12 protein-coding genes are annotated in these 17217 nt (G+C 50.0%); 5 read left to right on the plus strand and 7 right to left on the minus strand.

The window, feature by feature from the left end; translation table 11 throughout:
* Positions 1 to 34 precede the first annotated feature (34 nt).
* Together IPP66_06390 and lpdA are read left to right on the plus strand one after the other, a co-directional pair.
* Positions 35 to 652: a class I SAM-dependent methyltransferase gene (locus IPP66_06390; GenBank protein MBK9924907.1), complete on the plus strand. Its 618-nt coding sequence runs from the start codon at positions 35 to 37 to the stop codon at positions 650 to 652.
* Between the two features lie 167 nt (positions 653 to 819).
* The gene (lpdA, locus tag IPP66_06395) at positions 820 to 2208 is read left to right on the plus strand and encodes a dihydrolipoyl dehydrogenase (protein MBK9924908.1); all 1389 of its coding nucleotides are present in this window, start codon (positions 820 to 822) and stop codon (positions 2206 to 2208) included.
* 57 nt (positions 2209 to 2265) lie between these two features.
* Here the strand turns inward: lpdA and IPP66_06400 are convergent, their stop codons facing one another.
* On the minus strand, positions 2266 to 3531 hold the full coding sequence (locus IPP66_06400) for a S8/S53 family peptidase (GenBank protein MBK9924909.1): 1266 nt from the start codon (positions 3529 to 3531) through the stop codon (positions 2266 to 2268).
* Positions 3532 to 3796: 265 nt separating this feature from the next.
* Between IPP66_06400 and IPP66_06405 the strand changes: the two genes are divergently transcribed.
* Positions 3797 to 4501, plus strand: coding sequence for a hypothetical protein (locus tag IPP66_06405; GenBank protein ID MBK9924910.1), 705 nt, complete (start codon positions 3797 to 3799; stop codon positions 4499 to 4501).
* Between the two features lie 219 nt (positions 4502 to 4720).
* Complete coding sequence (locus tag IPP66_06410; protein MBK9924911.1) at positions 4721 to 5713, plus strand: fasciclin domain-containing protein; 993 nt, start codon at positions 4721 to 4723, stop codon at positions 5711 to 5713.
* A gap of 84 nt (positions 5714 to 5797) precedes the next feature.
* Here the strand turns inward: IPP66_06410 and IPP66_06415 are convergent, their stop codons facing one another.
* Positions 5798 to 8989, minus strand: a complete 3192-nt coding sequence (locus tag IPP66_06415; GenBank protein ID MBK9924912.1) for a substrate-binding domain-containing protein — start codon at positions 8987 to 8989, stop codon at positions 5798 to 5800.
* A gap of 151 nt (positions 8990 to 9140) precedes the next feature.
* On the minus strand, positions 9141 to 9989 hold the full coding sequence (locus tag IPP66_06420) for a GNAT family N-acetyltransferase (GenBank protein MBK9924913.1): 849 nt from the start codon (positions 9987 to 9989) through the stop codon (positions 9141 to 9143).
* Positions 9990 to 10045: 56 nt separating this feature from the next.
* Here IPP66_06420 and IPP66_06425 point away from each other — a divergent pair, with 56 nt between their 5' ends.
* Positions 10046 to 11281 carry an MFS transporter gene (locus tag IPP66_06425; protein MBK9924914.1) on the plus strand — a complete coding sequence of 412 codons (1236 nt, stop codon included), beginning with the start codon at positions 10046 to 10048 and terminating at the stop codon, positions 11279 to 11281.
* A 56-nt stretch (positions 11282 to 11337) separates the two neighbouring features.
* Here the strand turns inward: IPP66_06425 and IPP66_06430 are convergent, their stop codons facing one another.
* The 4 genes from IPP66_06430 to IPP66_06445 form a co-directional block, all read right to left on the minus strand.
* The gene (locus tag IPP66_06430; GenBank protein MBK9924915.1) at positions 11338 to 11661 is read right to left on the minus strand and encodes a cupin domain-containing protein; all 324 of its coding nucleotides are present in this window, start codon (positions 11659 to 11661) and stop codon (positions 11338 to 11340) included.
* Entirely contained in the window at positions 11661 to 13664 is a 2004-nt protein-coding gene (locus IPP66_06435) for an immune inhibitor A (protein ID MBK9924916.1), read from the minus strand. Before IPP66_06435 ends, IPP66_06430 begins: the two co-directional genes overlap by 1 nt.
* Before the next feature lie 183 nt (positions 13665 to 13847).
* Positions 13848 to 16319 carry an AAA family ATPase gene (locus tag IPP66_06440; protein MBK9924917.1) on the minus strand — a complete coding sequence of 824 codons (2472 nt, stop codon included), beginning with the start codon at positions 16317 to 16319 and terminating at the stop codon, positions 13848 to 13850.
* 63 nt (positions 16320 to 16382) lie between these two features.
* The gene (locus IPP66_06445; GenBank protein ID MBK9924918.1) at positions 16383 to 17144 is read right to left on the minus strand and encodes an IS5 family transposase; all 762 of its coding nucleotides are present in this window, start codon (positions 17142 to 17144) and stop codon (positions 16383 to 16385) included.
* Positions 17145 to 17217: the final 73 nt, after the last annotated feature.

Genomic DNA, 17217 nt, shown 5'->3' on the forward strand with positions numbered 1-17217 from the left:
CAACGAACGCTCCTCGCAATGACATAGGAGAATTATGACAAATTTCGATGAACGCGCAAAAGATTGGGACTCTGACCCAGATAAAGTGAAACGCGCTCGTGCAGTGGCCGATGCCATTCGCAGTACCGTTCCATTATCTAAAAACATGAAAGCGCTTGAGTATGGATGTGGAACAGGCTTGGTCAGTTTCGCTCTTCAAGAGAATTTAGGTCAGATCACCCTCGCGGATACTTCACAAGGAATGCTGGATGTTCTCAGTGAAAAGATCGTCAGTGCAGGCGTGAAAAACATGCATCCCGTCCGACTTGATCTTGTGTCAGACCCTTTGCCTGCGGAGAAATATCACATCACCTATTCATTGTTAGCTTTGCATCACATTCGGGATGCAAAAGGAATTTTGAGTAAGTTCTGTGATGTGCTTGAGTCGAATGGATATTTGATCGTTGCGGACTTGGATAAAGAAGATGGCACATTCCATACAGATGGGACGACCGATGTGCATCTGGGCTTTGCGCGAAACGAGTTACAGGAGTGGGTTGAAGCCGCTGGGTTTGGAAATGTCCAGTTTTCGACAGTGTATGAGATCAAGAAAGAAGTGAAAGGTAAGGAAAAAGCATTTCCTGTATTCCTGATGGTGGCGCAGAAGATATAAACGTTGATAATTTCATGACGCAATTACAAGACCACCCGAACATTAACACGAAGAGGCATGTCTTGAGGAAAAGTTCAAAGATGTTTACACCAGCTACAAGTCCCATGTGAGGCGGTGGTTGTAGTGGGGTAAAATTGGATCATTACAAAGTCAAATGGAGTTAAAGAATGGCAGAAAATTTTGATGTCGTTGTGATCGGTGCGGGACCTGGCGGGTATGTGGCCGCGATCCGTGCCGCGCAACTCAAGCAGAAAGTCGCGATCATCGATAAGCAATGGATGGGTGGTGTGTGTCTGAACATCGGATGCATCCCCTCGAAGTCGCTTCTTCGCAATGCGGAGATCGCGCACACACTTCGCGAACGCGGCAAGGAATATGGCTTTTCGTTCGAGAACTTGAAATTGGATTATGGCGTTGCGTTCAAACGCTCGCGCCAAAATTCGGATCGCCTTGTGAAGGGCATCGGCTTCCTGATGAAGAAGAACAACATTGCCGTCTTCATGGGCGAGGCGAAGTTCAAGGCAAAGGATACGCTTACTGTTACGGATAAGGATGGTAAAGCGACTGAGCTCAAAGCGAAGAATATTATCGTCGCTACGGGCGCAAGCGCGGCTCAACTTCCGGGTGTGGCTGTTGACGGCAAAAAGATCGTTACCTACGTGGAAGCGATCATGCAAGATACACTCCCGTCTTCGGTTGTGATCGTGGGTGGTGGCGCGATCGGAACGGAGTTTGCAACCATCTGGCATTCCTATGGCGTGGATGTGACCATTGTTGAATTGCTTCCTCGTATTCTGCCGCGTGAAGATGAAGAGGTCAGCAAGGAATTGACCAAGGAATTGACCAAGCGCGGAATCAAGATCAAGACCGGTGTGAAGTTCGAGAGTATCGCTGTTTCCGGCGATAAGGTCAAAGTGAAATTGCCGAGCGAGACTTTGGAAGTAGATCAGGTATTGGTGGCAACCGCCTTTACACCGAACAGTAAAGGACTTGGTCTCGAAACCGTAGGTGTGAAGGTCAGTGAGCGCGGCATGATCGAGATCAATGAGAAAATGCAGACCAATGTGCCGGGCATTTGGGCGATTGGCGATGTGACCGGTAAGTTGATGTTGGCGCATGTCGGTTCGGCGATGGGAATCATTTGTGCTGAAAACATCGCAGGTGTGGAAACCACCACATTGGATTACGAAATGATGCCGCGCGCTACATATTGTCATCCGCAGGTGGCTTCATTCGGGTTGACCGAGGCACAAGCGAAAGAGCGCGGATATAACATCAAGATCGGGCGTTTCCCCTTCCAGCCGAACGGAAAAGCGCTTGGCATCGGTGATTATGCCGGGTTTGTGAAACTGGTTGTGGATGAAAAATATGGCGAGATCTTGGGTGCTCACATGATCGGCCCTGAAGTGACCGAGCTACTGCCCGAACTCACGCTCGCGCACATGATGGAATTGACTCCGCATGAGATCGCACGCAACGTCCATGCCCACCCGACCCTTTCCGAGGTGCTGATGGAAGCGGCGCACAGTGCAGAAGGTATGCCAATTCACATGTAAGGTTTTGAAACCTCCGAGTTCCAAAGAGCTCGGAGGTTTTTGATTCAGTTGATTCTCTTATTTGCTTTTTAACGCATCGATCAAGGCTTGGGGATTAAGAATGACTCCAAACTCGTACTCTTTGTCCGCGTGTTGTATTTGAATTGTTTCGCCGGTATTGAGGGCGGTTTCCCAGAACTCTTCAGGGGTGATATCTGGTTTTACTTGTGCGGTTAGAGCATATATCCCGGCCAAGTATGGGATTGACCAACTCCAACCACCTTGACGATAGAAGGCGTAATCATTGACACCGGTAGGGCTGGCTGTAGTGCGTGAGTCCATGGGGACAAGTAATGTTTGCCTTAATGTGCCCCCGGATTGGAAGTTCAATCGCATTCCGTCAAAGAAGTCTTTTTCCCACCAAAGCCCAGGACTATAAGACTTGGGCTGATTTGGATCGTTTAGTGGGGTGCGTCCGAGTCCTTGGAAATGTAAACCATAGGTTAGATCAAGGCTTGAGCTAATCACAAAAATACCTTCTTTTTTTGCTTCGTTTAAGGCGGCTTTGATTTCGTTGTAGCCTTTACTCTCTGGAACCCAGCCGATGGACATTGAAAGTACGCGAATTTTTTTGTTTGCTGGCAAATTTTTGTTTATTTCCACGATACGTTGGATGGCTTTTGCGCGGCATGAAAAATCCAGGTCTTCTATACCTGTTGAGCCTCCGCAGTCCCCGGTGGCAATATAGTATAGATCGGCATCAGGTGCTACACCTGTTGTTTTTCCTACAGCGATGGATGCGACGGCAGGCCCATGCATCTGGACTTCCAACCATCCTCCGGTAATATCATCGCATTCTTCGTAAACTCGGATATTGTCCTTATATTCGATATGGTCAACCAGCAGTGTTTGGTCAATGATTGCAATGCCGACATCTTTGCCGGTGATTCCCGCATCATGTAGAGATCGTATTCCCAGCCCCGGGTCTTTTCCCAGTTCCATGATCTCTTGCCAGTTGAAACCTGCTGGCATTTTGCCTGCCGTTGGCCATTTCGTTTTGCTGTCAAAGGTTGCATATGAAAGGGCTTCTTGAGAATATGAAAGATCAAGTTTGGTCAGGTCTGATGAGCGAAGGTCCACTTGCCATGGGTCTGTTGAGTTTGGATCATAGACAGGATGCTCAGTGTATATAGATAGATCGCTATAATCCACAGGCTCCGGGTGGCGGGTTATTTTGGTGTTGGGTAATTCTGTTGTTGGTGGCTTCTCTGTGATTGGTCCACCGCACGATATCATTATTATAGTGAGCACGAAAAAAACAGTTATCCGACTTATCTTTTGCATTCGTCCCTCCCAAGAGAATGTGTTTAAATCACTTGTATACATGTGTGTCATTTTCGTAAACGGGTTTGGATGTTCTTTGGTTCCAGAACATTGTCAGATTTTGGCAAAGGTAATTCGGACCGAATCAGGCATAATGTCCAGAGAAGACGCGGGAACTTCATCCGTTGTAAAGCAGTCTTATGGGTATAATTCGTCCTCACTATCCAGTTGGATGTGAAATTTTTCGATACGAATTGTCTAAAATCAGGGTAGGAGGCAGGTAATTATGAATGGTCGGAGGAGTACATCCCCCTCTCCAACGCAGCCACAAGGGAAAGATGGTCACCCATCTCAAAGAGGGATGTTGAGTCTTGTTATGTTGTTGGTAAGTATGGGGACATTGTCAATTGCCATGGCTGGTGGCGCCAAGATGGTGTTTGCCATTCTAAGCCCAGAAGCGAATATGCATGGCGATGTATTTGCCGCAGTCATCGCGTTAGGGATCACATATGCCTTGGGTTGGTTGACGGCGATGGTTGCGATCCGCGTTTATGGAAATTTGATTCTTCCTATTCTGCTTAACTGGTTGATGTGGGGATGCCTTGCAGGGATTTGTTATCTCTATGTGGAGATACTGGATCGTCTGTACGGACAGACATACGACCTTTTTAGATTTTCCAAATATGTGTTCGTTATGGTTGCAGGTTTGGCTGTGTTGGTTGGGCTTCACCTAATCATTGAAGGACATAATCTTCGTCCGTTCTCTTTCCCATTGTTGTTTATCAGCATGATCCAGCTTGGATTGATCGTATATCGTTATGTGTTCGTAGGCGGAAAGTTCATCTATATATTTGGTGATTTGTTTTTCTTATTTGGAATGTCTGCTTTTTCGATCTTGATACTGGCACATGTGGGATTGTTGGATCCGTTACGTGCCCGGTTCACGGGCTACTTTGACCAGAACAGCGTTGCGATTCGACCTCAAGATTAAACTGAATTCTGTTTACTAAAAAATTTCCGAAGCTGACAGTTAGCTTCGGAAATTTTGATTCCTGGCAACGCTCCAATGTGCACAGTGGGGAATATTTAAGAGTTTTATGAGAGATATTATTCATCCATTGACAACATGGACAAAAGCTTTAAAATACAACTTAAATCTGTACAAAATCTGTGCAGATGTGAGACAAACTTTAGAAATGGAGAAAAGAAGATGAAACGTTTTAGTGTTCTTACGATGCTTTTGACTGTAACCGCCCTGGTTTTGGCCGCTTGTGCGCCTGCCGCCACCCCTACCGAAGCGCCGCCTCAACCAACCGCAACCGCCATGCCCGAACCAACCGCCACTCCTGAGCCTGTGCTCAAGGATATTGTGGACACCGCCGTTGCGGATGAACGCTTTTCCACTCTCGTAGCCGCTGTTCAAGCTGCCGGGCTTGTAGAAACCCTCAAGGGTGAAGGTCCTTTCACCGTGTTCGCCCCCACAAATGACGCTTTCGCCAAACTCCCCGCAGGCACGCTGGATGAATTGCTCAAGCCCGAAAACAAACAGGCTTTGACCGATATCCTGCTCTACCATGTAGTTTCTGGCAAGGTAATGGCCGCCGACGTGACAGGCCTCACCAGCGCCACCACTGTTCTTGGCAAGGATGTTGCCATCAAGGTTGACATGGGCAATGTGTACATCAATGATGCCCAGGTTGTGATCACTGATATTGAGACATCCAATGGTGTGATCCATGTGATCGACTCGGTCCTGTTACCCCCCGCTGAAGAGGGCGCCATGACGGAAAATACCATTGTGGATGTGGCGATTGCTGATGGTCGTTTCAAGACCCTTGCGGCCGCATTGACAGCCGCCGAGCTTGTTGAAACTCTCAAGGGTGAAGGTCCGTTCACTGTGTTCGCCCCCACTGATGATGCTTTTGCCGCTCTGCCCGCTGGCACATTGGATGACCTGCTCAAGCCAGAGAATAAGCAAGCCCTGACCGACATTCTGCTCTACCATGTCGTATCTGGCAAGGTAATGGCCGCTGATGTAGTTGGCCTCACCAGCGCCCCGACAGTTTTAGGCAAGGATATTACGATCACGGTCAAGGATGGCAAGGTGTTCCTGAATGACACAGTGCAAGTCATCATTACCGATGTTGAAGCGTCCAACGGCGTGATCCATGTCATTGATGCGGTTCTCCTCCCGCCTCAATAATAACTCTCCTCTCGGATCGACTTTGCAAGAAGAAAGGACGGGCAGATGCCCGTCCTTTCGATTCTTCATGTTCCTGTTTACGCTTTATTTTGCCAATGGTATTTGCACAAAGAAGGTGCTTCCCGGTAATTTCTCCTCATCATGCCCAATGCTTTCCACCCAGATCTTGCCGTGATGAGCTTTGATGATACCGGCCGAGATCGCAAGTCCCAACCCTGGTCCGCCGCCTTTGAACTTGGTACGGCCCGAGGAGTGTAATTCCACTTTGCCCACTTGATAGAGCTTCTCGAAGATCATTTCCTGATCGGCTTTATCGATGCCGATGCCGCTATCTTTGATGCGGACCTCACACATCTCTTCGCGTTCGCCTTTGACGATTGCCGCGCTGATGTGGATGGAGCCGCCATCCGGCGTGAACTTGATGGCATTGATAACAACATTATCAATGGCCTTTTGTAGAAGTTCAGAATCGCCTCGTATGGCAGGAATAGTACCAATGCTGGCATCCAGCTCAAGGGTCATCTGACGCGAGTTCAAGTCTTCTGCGTAATCTTTTTGGATGATGCGCAGGATGGGACCAAGCATCACATTTTCGAGATGGGGAGCCAGTACCTGGCTTTCGAGGCGCGCCACATCCAACATGCTGTTGACGACCTGGTGCAAACGGTCTGTGCCTTGCAAAACACCGTCCATGGCCATGGTCAACGTTGCATTATCTTTGATGGGCGGAGCTGATTTGAGCATGCCCATGTAGCCTTTGATGACTGTGAGGGGCGTGCGTAGTTCATGCGCGGCCACCTGGATGAAGTCGCTTTTGTTCTTATCTAGTTTTTCGAGACGGTTGAGTGTGCGGCTGAGTTCGTCCACGCGTTGCTCGACCATACGTTCCATCATTTGGTTGAAGCGGGTCACTTCATCATACAATCTTGCGTTTTCGAGCGCGATGGAAGCCTGAATGGCAAACGTGCTTGCTAGGAGAACATCATCTTGAATAAAGGCACCGGCCCGTTCGCGGTTCATGACCAACATGCCTTTTACTTTGGTCTTGGAATACAGGGGAATGCCCACCCAAGTGCCATCTAAAGGAAGCCATTCAGGTTGTCTCCAACCCTTCATGTTTTTTATATCACCGACCACCATGGGCTCAGCCTGCTTGGCGATCGTGTAATAGACGTTGGTACCGTTAATTTCATAAGTTAGGTCTTCTACAGGCACGTACTTGGGAAGCCCGAAATGGCCTCGGAGACGTGGCACACCGTTGACATCTTCCAGAAATAACGCGCAACGTGATACCGGCACGATCATGGTTAACTGTTCAACGATCTGTTGAGGCACTTCTTTTTCTGTCAGCAACGATGACAGTTGTCGCGATGCCTTTGATAACGCCTCTGCTGACCGACGCCGGGCCTGCTCATTGGAATACAGGTTGGCATTTTCAGCCGCAGTGTTTTCTGCGAACTCTTTGGCGATGGCAAGTTCCCTTGTGCGGTCTTGTGCGTCTGCCAGCAGCCGTTCCACTTCCTTTTGTGCCTGTTCTTTTTGCGAGACGAGCATCGTGCGCAATAACGCACTGCTGACCAGGTTACGAATGCGGACGTAGGTTTCCCATTCCTTTGGCCCTACTTCAACCCACATAAAACCAAAGCGATTGCGTGCAAGTGTCAACGGCATGACCACGGCGGTATAGCGGTGATCTTCCGGCGTTTTACCGCGCGGCACAAGTTGACCTGTGCCGATGGACGTCTGCTTACGCGGGATCTCGAACATCGAGTTTTCGTATTGGAATAATAATTTGTAGCTATCGGGGGTGGGCGCAGAAATGGACTGTGGTGAGCTGACTTCGCTGTAGAACATGACGTACCAACGTGCAATGCCCATGGACGGGAAGTGCTCAGAGATGGCGTTACCGATCTCTTCGATACTCATGGCGGGTGCCATCGAGAAACTGAAGCCCTGCAGGATGCTTTCCTGTTGCTCCATCGCCAGTCTTTGGTACGCCTGCCAGCGCTGAGAAAGTTCACCTGCCAGCAAACGTGCTTGTTGGAATAAGTTCTCAGCCTGCAACATGACCGCGTGATTGGTAATCCCGCTAAGAGCATAACGGCGCATCATCGAGATCACGCTGTGCCAGACCGAAGGAGCAAGGTTTTGTTTTTGCATCAATTCGATCATGGCATTGATGGTCTTCAGGTAATCATCACTGGTCGTTTGTTCGCTCAATGTCAATAGGAAGGCATCCCAGGAACGGCCGAAGGCATCTTTGTATAGCGGAATGGCCGGGTCCTGTTCGGTGATGCCCGCTGAGTTCAACAATGCACGCATGGCGGCTTCACGTTTGTTATCCAGTTTGCCGGTCTTGGCTACATCATGGGGGGCAACAGCCGCCTGTCTCACATTCTCCGGCAGACATCCACAGGACCAGCGCACGAGCATTTGCGTTGGAGTAACAATATGTTTTTGAACCGTATCCCCATTGATGCGTTTGAGCAAAGCGATCAGGGCATTCCTGCCTGTTGTATAGAACGATTGACGCACCGTGGTCAGCGGTACTCCCATGGATTGGGCCTCGCGCACATCGTCGAAACCGGTGACAGCTACATCATCTGGCACACGTATGCCACGTTGTTGAAGCGCCTCCAACGCACCGAATGCCATGCGGTCATTGGTCGCCACCAGAGCTTGAAAACGTAGTTTGCGTTCATCCAAAAGAGTTCTGATGGCTTCACGTCCGCTTTCGGCTGTAAAGTCGCCATCCACAACCATGTCTTGATCGAAGCGTAGGTTGTGCGCTTTGAGTTCATCCTTATACGCCTGGAAGCGTTGCTCCGCATCAAGTTGTCCTTCAATGCCTTTGACGAAAGCAATACGTTTGTATCCGTGCTCCTCGATCAAATGGCGCACGAGGCTACGCATTCCTTCTATATTATCCGGAACGAACATGGTTGCACCTTCAAGTACAACCGATTGTGTGACGATGGGGATGTTTTCATGAACTGAGCGGAATTTTTTCAAGTCCGCTTCGCTGACGCCATTGGCGACATCAGCAGTTAACAACAACCCGTCGAATTGGCCGGGTGTTGCGAGGTCGTATAAACCAAAGGAGATATGCGATGCAGTTTCGCCGGGAGCCGGCGTGAGCACACCCCCAATAAAATGGACTAGATTAACATCCAACTCTTCAGCGGCATCAGTAATGCCCGCGAGGAATTGAGCGCCCCAGGCCCGTCCCACCTGTGATGCGAAAACGCCGATCGTCTTTCTCTCAGAGGATGCCATTTAGATCATACTCCCAAAAGGATGCCAAAATTATATCCCCAAAACATCGCAAACGTATACAAAGAAGAATGACAAATTAGTACTTGATTTAAGACTGATTTTGGCCCATCGCTCCCCCAAAAGTGGGCTGGATGAAGAAAACGCATCGCCCTTAACTGTTGGCTGGCCCTGTTTCAAGATGATTTAACCGCATCTGCCATTGTGAGATCGCTTCGCGTTGAAAGCCCGCGCGTTCGAACATGCCGCCGAATTCTTCCGGACATATCGCCGGCACATGCCATTTTCTACCCGGATGTTTCGCCATCACATGTGTGAGTATATCCAAGGCCAGACCTTTGCCACGTGCCCGAGGTTCCACAAGCAATGAGTGGATGACCACATCGCTGGCACAAGGATTCGAAATGGCAATATAAGCATTTTCGTTTTTGTAGGCGCACGCCGGTGGATGTAACACCGCCACCGTCTCACCGGATAATTGCCAGGGTAGGTCGGGCAGGCCGTATTGCATGACGAGTTGTCCCATCTCACGTGGGTCAATCTCTTGCAATTTGACTCTGGGTTGTGAGTGCTTCTCCTCATGAACAAGACCGACTAGCCTGCGCACAATTCGAAAACCCATGTTCTTGTATAACCGCACAGCGGCTGTATTTTGTTCGATCACTTCAAGGGTCATTTCGCGTTCACCCCGTTCGAGCGATTCCTGTATCAGTTGCTCCATAAACCATGTGCCTGCGCGTTGACCACGCATCTCTTTTGCTATGCCCATTGCCGCGAGACGGCTGGACCAGCCTCGGCGTGCGATCAACGCAATGCCGACAGGCCGATCATTCGCAAGGAGGATGCGGCTCGAGGGCAGGTCTATGCTGTCCCTGTGGAGCATTGTCTGAAACTGTTGAAGGCTAAAGCGGACCGGAACGAGGTATCCCTCAAAGGCAAGATTCAGATCATAAAGGAGATCAGCCATCGGGTAGTCTGAAGCGGCTCTTATGTCCAAATTCATGTTGACCATTCTACTCTTAGACAACGTATAATCCGCAGATCAAAGAGGTTAAATTCATGACAAACTTTAATCGCATTGCACGAAAGATCACGCTGATTCTGTTTCTGGCGCAAAGCCTGGCTTCGGCTGGCTTTATTGCGGCCGCAACGATCAACCCGATCCTTGGCGCCAAGCTGGCCTCAGACCGCTCTCTGGCAACCTTGCCGACGGCGGCTTATTTGTTGAGTAGTGCGCTGGCGGCGCTGATGTGGGGCCACCTTATGGACCGCATCGGGCGTCGCAATGGGATCGTTTCAGGTTTGGTGATCGGTATCTTGGGAAATGTTCTTGTGCTGGTTGCCATTCAGTCATCATCTTTTGCGTTGGCAACGATCGGCTTGATGCTGATGGGCATCACGAATGCGGCCGTGCAATTGGGACGTTTCGCTGCGGCGGAAGTGAATCCTCCTGACCAGCGTGGGCGTGCCATTTCACTTGTGGTATTGGGCGGCGTGATCGGCACGATCCTTTCGCGTGTACTTGCTGTTCCGGTCAGTGACTTTGCCGTGAGTATTGACATGAATGAATTGGCGGGCGCTTATATCACCACGCTGGTCTTGTTCGCCATTGCATCGGTTCTTGTTTTTGCTGGCTTGCGGCCTGACCCGCGTGAAGTGGGGCAGGAAGTTTCAAAACAATATCCTGAAGTCACCCCGCAAGGAGAATCGCGCCCCATGTTGCAGATATTGCGTCAGCCTGCGGCGTTCACGGCTGTGACCGCCATGGTGCTGGGACAGGTGGTAATGGTAGCTGTGATGGTGATCACATCTCTGTACATGGAAGACCACCATCATAATCGCGGAGATATTTACTCTGTTATCTCGGGGCATACGTTTGGGATGTTTGCGCCTTCGATCATTTCAGGTTGGTTGTTGGATACGTGGGGACGAGGCAGGATGATCTTGATCGGTTCATTCACTTTGTTGCTGTCTTGTATCGTGGCGCCGCTTTCGCCGGATGTTCTGCCTCTGGGCATTGCCCTATTCCTGCTCGGCGTAGGTTGGAACTTTTGTTTTGTGGGTGGTTCGACGTTACTTGCCGATCAACTTTCTGCCGCAGAACGCTCGCGCACGCAAGGCACGAATGATCTGCTTGTCGGACTTGCCTCTGCATTGATCACTTTGAGCATCGGTTATATTTTCAGCGCAACGAGTTATTTGGTTGTAGCTATCATAGCTGGGGTGCTTTCGCTTGTGCCGCTCGTTATGTCCCTGTTGTTTTTGAGAAGGATGACTGTACCTTCTGTTGCTTAAATAAAAACATCCCGCAGTGCATAAAGCCTGCGGGATGTTGATTCTTATCTTACTGGTTACTTTCTTATCATTGTCAATACCATCTTGAAGCGGGTCAGCGCTTTGACGGCATGCGGTTCATCCGCGGGCATAATGATGGCGTCACCAATCTTCAAGTGAAATGGTTTGCCCGAGATTTTTATTTCCGTTTCGCCATCGATCACATGGACGAGTGCATCGAACGGTGCAGTGTGTTCGCTCAACTCCTGATCCTTATCGAACGCAAAGAGTGTGACGTTCCCCGCGTCCGCTTTGGTGATCTGGCGGCTGACCACGGAGCCTTCGTTATAAGCAACGAGGTCTGCCATGTGTAAAAGCTCTGATTTGGGGGCTGTGGACATTACTTGATCTCGATTTGATACGCGGCAGGGATGATCGTAAAGCGCGTGGTGCCCGTTACGATCAGGGTCGCTTCTTCGCCTGCCTTTAATGAAAGCGGGATTTCGGCGGTCTGATCGGGGTTGACCTCGATGTTTGTCACAGTTGTGGTATCGCCTTTGACGATCAGAGACAGGCGATAGGTCTGCGGCAAAATATTATCCACGAGTACAAAGCCTTTTGCATCCCAACCATCTGCGCCCGCTTCAAAATCGGACTTATAGTTGATCGCATCAATGGAGATGTCATCCAGCAACAGGCCTTGTCCATTGACAGCCGCGTCTGTGATGTATTCGAAGCGGATCTGTACTTTCTGCCCAGCGTATTGTGAAAGGTCAACAGTTTCCTGTCTCCAGTCATTGGTTGCGCCGGTGTAGCCCCATCCATAGGAATTACCGGATGGATTACGGTCGGTGCCGGAGGGCGTTTTGAGAATATCCCATTTCTTTCCATCGGTGGAAGCTTCCACGAAGACGTAGTCCCAGTCCTCTTCGATGTCATACCACGTCCAATAGCTGAGGTTGACCGGTCCGCTTACAGAGGAGAGATCGAACTCACGTGTGAGGGTCATATCCGATTCATCACCTTTGTTCGACCAGAAGGCATACTTGCCGGAGTGAACATCTGTCGGAAGAAGACCGATCATTGTGGAGCCGTTAAACTTCAAGGTGTGGTCACCGGTGCAGGTGATATTGATGTAATCAATACCATATTGGCTGACTGCACGGTCCAAGGCTGATTGTGGACAGGTACTGACGGTCTCTGTAGCGCTGGTTTGCGGGACGTTGGGATAGTTGTTGTAAATATAGCGCCCATCACCGACATTTTTATCTTTGAGATACAAAGCCGCCGCCCAATCCATGAACACATCATCGGCTGTGACCTGTTTCCCAGTTTGTGAGTCAGTAATACCGAGTTGAGCTAACGTATCGTCTACGCTGGAGAGTCCGTTTTCGGGATTGTTGGTAAGTGCTTTTGTCGCATCTTCACCGAAGCGATCAAGGAAGTAAGTCAGGTATAAGAATGACTGACCATAGTGGGGAGTGTTATCGTCTGAGCCATCGCCCCAGGTGGTTAATTGCAGGTCAGGGCTGGTTGTGTACATCCAATCGTGACCGCCCACATCATATCCATTCAGGAACATGCCAACATCAGCAAATCCCTCGGTCACCCATGTGTCGTCGTTGCGGTCAGATGGGAATTGGATCATGTGGACGAACTCATGCGCCAGAACACCGTAGGTGAAATCGCTGGTAAGGTCTTGTGTGGTGCTTAGCATGTATGTTTCGTGGGCGTTGGAGTATTCCTTGACTTCAGGGCTGAAGGAATCGGATGAGTTGAAATAACCGGCGATGTTACTGCCAAGTCCACTGGCATAGACGACGAAGATATGCGGATCATTATCAATGCCGGGGTTGAATTCACTGCCAAAGAATTCACGGTCGGTGGGGTAGATCTCATTTTCGAACGTATCCATCAGCCGTTTTACATCGCCCTGATCTACTTTTGTGCCATCTTCTGCCCAGAAATAGGAGTGGGGTGTGATGTAGAGCAGTGTCGTGTTGACCTGATGATGTTCTGCAGTATCCTGGTTGTTGACCCAGAACGTTTCCTTGTCACCTATTTTGTATGTTTTGGCCTGTATCGTTCTGGATACATCACAAGTGCCCTTTAGTCGACATGCCAATTCATACGGGTCGTTTTCAGGGACCAGGGTATTGTTCAACGTGTTGAGCGTATTCGATGAAGTGGGGTCTATAGGAGTATTGTTGAGAGTAGGGACGACTTGCGGGGTCGTTGTATCAAGGTCGATGGGTGGAAATTCGATGGGAGATTGTTTTGCGGCTTGATAAATGACAACACCTGCCGCGATGATAACCACACACGCACAACACAGCAAAATGGCGACGATCGCGCCGACGATTTTTGGAACAATGGATGATGATTGGTTTGGGTTTGATTCCATGTGAAAAGCTCCTTGTATGATACCCACGGTTGAGAATTGCGCTTCTTGCCTTCTCAAAAGGCGCGATTCTCAACCGAGTGCGGTATAAGTCCTTGCATCTTATCGTGATTCAATGAATTGAGCATTAGGAAAAAAGAGTAGGGGCAGGTCTCAGACCTGCCCCTACAAGGGGTGTAATGTATGTTACGCGTCCGCGTGTTGTTTGTTTTTCTTTTTCACGGGCTCGGATAGTTGAAAGACGATTTTGTTCTTTTCTTCGTCCACATCCACATGCACAGTGGCACCATCTTTGAATTTGCCACCGAGCAATTCCATCGAAAGCGGACTCTCGACGTTCTTTTGGATGGCCCTGCGTAACGGCCGTGCGCCGAATGCAGGGTCATAACCTTCCTTGGCGAGCCACTTGCGCGCGGCATCGGTCAACTCAACAGTGATGTTGTGTTCGTTCAAACGGTCCTGTACATCTTTCATTTGCAAGACGACGATCTCTTCCATTTGTTCGATGGAGAGCGGTGAGAACATGATGGTATCGTCAATGCGGTTGATGAACTCAGGACGGAACGCGCCCTTCAATGCCTTTTCGATCTTATCGTGTGCTTCTCGTTCCTCGCTGGTGGCTTTTGATTGGACAAAGCCCAAAGCGCCACCTTTTCTCACATATTCAGTGCCCAGGTTCGAGGTCATAATGAGAACCGTGTTTCTAAAATCGACAACATTGCCCTGACCATCGGTCAAACGTCCGTCATCCAAAATTTGGAGTAACGCATTCCAGACTTCGGGATGTGCCTTCTCGATCTCATCGAACAGAACGACTCGATATGGACGCCTGCGGACTGCTTCGGTCAACTGGCCGCCTTCTTCGTAGCCGACATATCCCGGAGGTGCGCCGAAGAGACGCGAGACCGTATGTTGTTCACGGTATTCAGACATATCGATACGCACAAGCGCTTCTTCATCGTCGAACATAAACCAGGCGAGGGCCTTGGCGAGTTCTGTCTTGCCGACGCCAGAAGGACCGATGAAGATGAACGACCCGATCGGTCGTGATGGATCAGATAACCCTGAACGTGAACGGCGGATAGCATCCGATATGGCGTGGATGGCTTCCTCTTGTCCGATAATGCGCTCGTGCAGGCGCGCTTCCATGTGCAGAAGTTTTTCTGATTCAGTTTCCATCATCTGCGTGACAGGGATGCCAGTCCATTGATGGACAACGGATGCAATATCCTGCACATCTACCACTTCATCAAGCTGGTGTTCCGATTCCCAGACATCACGTTTTTCGTTGTATTCCTGCTCGAGGCGCAGGCGTTCGGCTTTCTTTTGTGCGGCGCGTTCGTAATCGCGCACTACGCCGGCCTGTTCTTCTTCGGCTTGCATTTTGTCGATCTCGGTTTTCATTGCCTTGAGATCGGGAGGCATCGAGTAAAGCGCCACGCGCAATTTTGCGGCGGCTTCATCCATCAGATCAATGGCTTTATCGGGCAGGCGTCGGTCGGTGACGTAACGGTCAGCAAGGCGGGCGGCGGCCACGAGGGCATCATCCGCATAGCGAACCTTGTGATGTGCTTCATAACGATCACGCAGGCCATGCAACATTTTGATCGTATCGTCCACGGTGGGTTCTTCCACATAGATGGGGGCAAAGCGACGTTCGAGTGCCGCATCTTTTTCAATGTGTTTATGGAATTCATCCAACGTAGTCGCGCCGATGCATTGAAGCTCACCTCGCGCGAGGGCTGGCTTGAGCATGTTGGACGCGTCCATCGCCCCTTGAGCTGCTCCTGCTCCGACGACTGTGTGCAACTCGTCGATCATCAGGATGATATCGCCCTGTGAGCGTTGGACTTCCTCCATCACGGCTTTGAGTCTTTCCTCGAATTCACCACGGAAGCGTGAGCCGGCGATCATCGAGCCGAGATCAAGCGCAACCACGCGCTTGCCCGAAAGGATCTCAGGCACATCGTTGTTGGCGATCTTTTGCGCGAGTCCTTCGGCGATGGCGGTCTTACCGACACCTGCTTCGCCGATGAGAACAGGATTGTTCTTGGTGCGGCGTGAAAGGATCTGGATCAAACGAAGGATCTCATTATCACGTCCAATGACGGGATCGAGTTTGCCTTCGCGTGCGAGTTGGGTTAAATCGCGGGAGTATTTCTCAAGCGTCCGATAGCGGGATTCAGCCTGGGGGTCTGTGACGCGTTGCCCGCCTCTCAAGTCCTGAATGGCAGAATGGACGCGGTCCCTCGTCAGCCCGGCGGACTCTAAAATGCGCGCGGCGGGCGTATTCCGCTCGGTGAGGATGGCGAGGAAGATATGCTCGGTAGAGATGTATTCGTCTTTGAGACGGTTGGCTTCCTCGTTGGCGAGGTCAATAATCCGCTTGACGCGCGGGGTGATGAAGATCTGCCCGGCGCCGCCGCCGAAGATGTTGGCTTTGGGGCTGGCACGCAAAGTCGCGTCGAGACGTTCGGTCAGCGCTTCGGGGCTGACGCTCAGTTTTTCGAGAATTTGGGGGATCACCCCACCGGGCTGTTCGATCAGCGCCAGCAGGATGTGTTCAGTATCGATCTGGTTGTGGCCGTAGCGCTGGATGATCTCCGCGGCGCGTTGGGCGGCTTCTTGTGCTCTCTCTGTAAATCGGTCAAATCGCATCATAGGGGTTATTCCTTTTCTAACAAAGAGACCCTAAAGGTCTCGAAGACCTTTAGAGGCTGTTTAATAAATCTTAAATTTAGCAAGACGTCGTAGCCCAAGCCGGATCATCAAGATATAAATAAAAGACTCACTGGATTGCACCAAGCGCTCATAGTCTCTAGCCATACGACGATTGCGCGTGATCCAAGCATTAGTTCGTTCAATGACCCAGCGTTTGGGTAGAACTTGAAATCCTTTTTGGTTGCCTACCTTCAAGATGAAGGTGATCTCAGCTTGAAGTTCATTTTTGACCCAATCAACGAGGTGCCCACGATAACCACCATCAGCAAAGATTTTTTGCAAACGCGCTCTGAGAGACTTCCTCTTTTTCAATTTCACCAGAGTTTCTTCGCCAGCATAAACATCTTGTACATCAGCGGCAGTGACTTTGGCCAGAACTACGAGCCCCATCGTATCTGTAATCACATTTCTTTTTCGTCCTTTTATCAGTTTGCCACCATCAAAACCAATTTTTTCACCACCTTCTGCACTTTTTATGCTTTGACTATCCAGAATCATTGCACTCGCTTGTGGACTACGCCCTGCTTGAATTCGAACGCGCTCTCGAATGATCGTATTAAGCTTTTCCCACATGCGGTTCTTCCCAAACTGTCTAAAATAATAATAGACTGTTTGCCAAGCAGGAAACTCATGTGGTAAATCTCGCCAAACACAACCATTTTTGACAATGTAAAGATGCCATTCATAATCGCTCGCCAAGGTATTTCTCGTGGTCTGCCTTTGCGCTTTGCTCTGGGCAAGTATGGCGCAATTTGCTTCCATTCGGTATCATTCAGGTTAGTCGGGTATTCTTGGTTTGATTTGGTCATCATCCAAGTTTGCCCGATTTTTCCTC

It is taken from the genome of Candidatus Defluviilinea proxima (assembly GCA_016721115.1).
GTDB classification, from domain to species: Bacteria; Chloroflexota; Anaerolineae; order Anaerolineales; family Villigracilaceae; genus Defluviilinea; species Defluviilinea proxima.

Bases quoted from the DNA above. Each gene is read 5' to 3' on its own strand.
- IPP66_06390 (MBK9924907.1), top strand. From the start codon at position 35: ATGACAAATTTCGATGAACGCGCAAAAGATTGGGACTCTGACCCAGAT.
- lpdA (MBK9924908.1), top strand. From the start codon at position 820: ATGGCAGAAAATTTTGATGTCGTTGTGATCGGTGCGGGACCTGGCGGG.
- IPP66_06400 (MBK9924909.1), bottom strand. From the start codon at position 3,531: ATGCAAAAGATAAGTCGGATAACTGTTTTTTTCGTGCTCACTATAATA.
- IPP66_06405 (MBK9924910.1), top strand. From the start codon at position 3,797: ATGAATGGTCGGAGGAGTACATCCCCCTCTCCAACGCAGCCACAAGGG.
- IPP66_06410 (MBK9924911.1), top strand. From the start codon at position 4,721: ATGAAACGTTTTAGTGTTCTTACGATGCTTTTGACTGTAACCGCCCTG.
- IPP66_06415 (MBK9924912.1), bottom strand. From the start codon at position 8,989: ATGGCATCCTCTGAGAGAAAGACGATCGGCGTTTTCGCATCACAGGTG.
- IPP66_06420 (MBK9924913.1), bottom strand. From the start codon at position 9,989: ATGAATTTGGACATAAGAGCCGCTTCAGACTACCCGATGGCTGATCTC.
- IPP66_06425 (MBK9924914.1), top strand. From the start codon at position 10,046: ATGACAAACTTTAATCGCATTGCACGAAAGATCACGCTGATTCTGTTT.
- IPP66_06430 (MBK9924915.1), bottom strand. From the start codon at position 11,661: ATGTCCACAGCCCCCAAATCAGAGCTTTTACACATGGCAGACCTCGTT.
- IPP66_06435 (MBK9924916.1), bottom strand. From the start codon at position 13,664: ATGGAATCAAACCCAAACCAATCATCATCCATTGTTCCAAAAATCGTC.
- IPP66_06440 (MBK9924917.1), bottom strand. From the start codon at position 16,319: ATGCGATTTGACCGATTTACAGAGAGAGCACAAGAAGCCGCCCAACGC.
- IPP66_06445 (MBK9924918.1), bottom strand. From the start codon at position 17,144: ATGGAAGCAAATTGCGCCATACTTGCCCAGAGCAAAGCGCAAAGGCAG.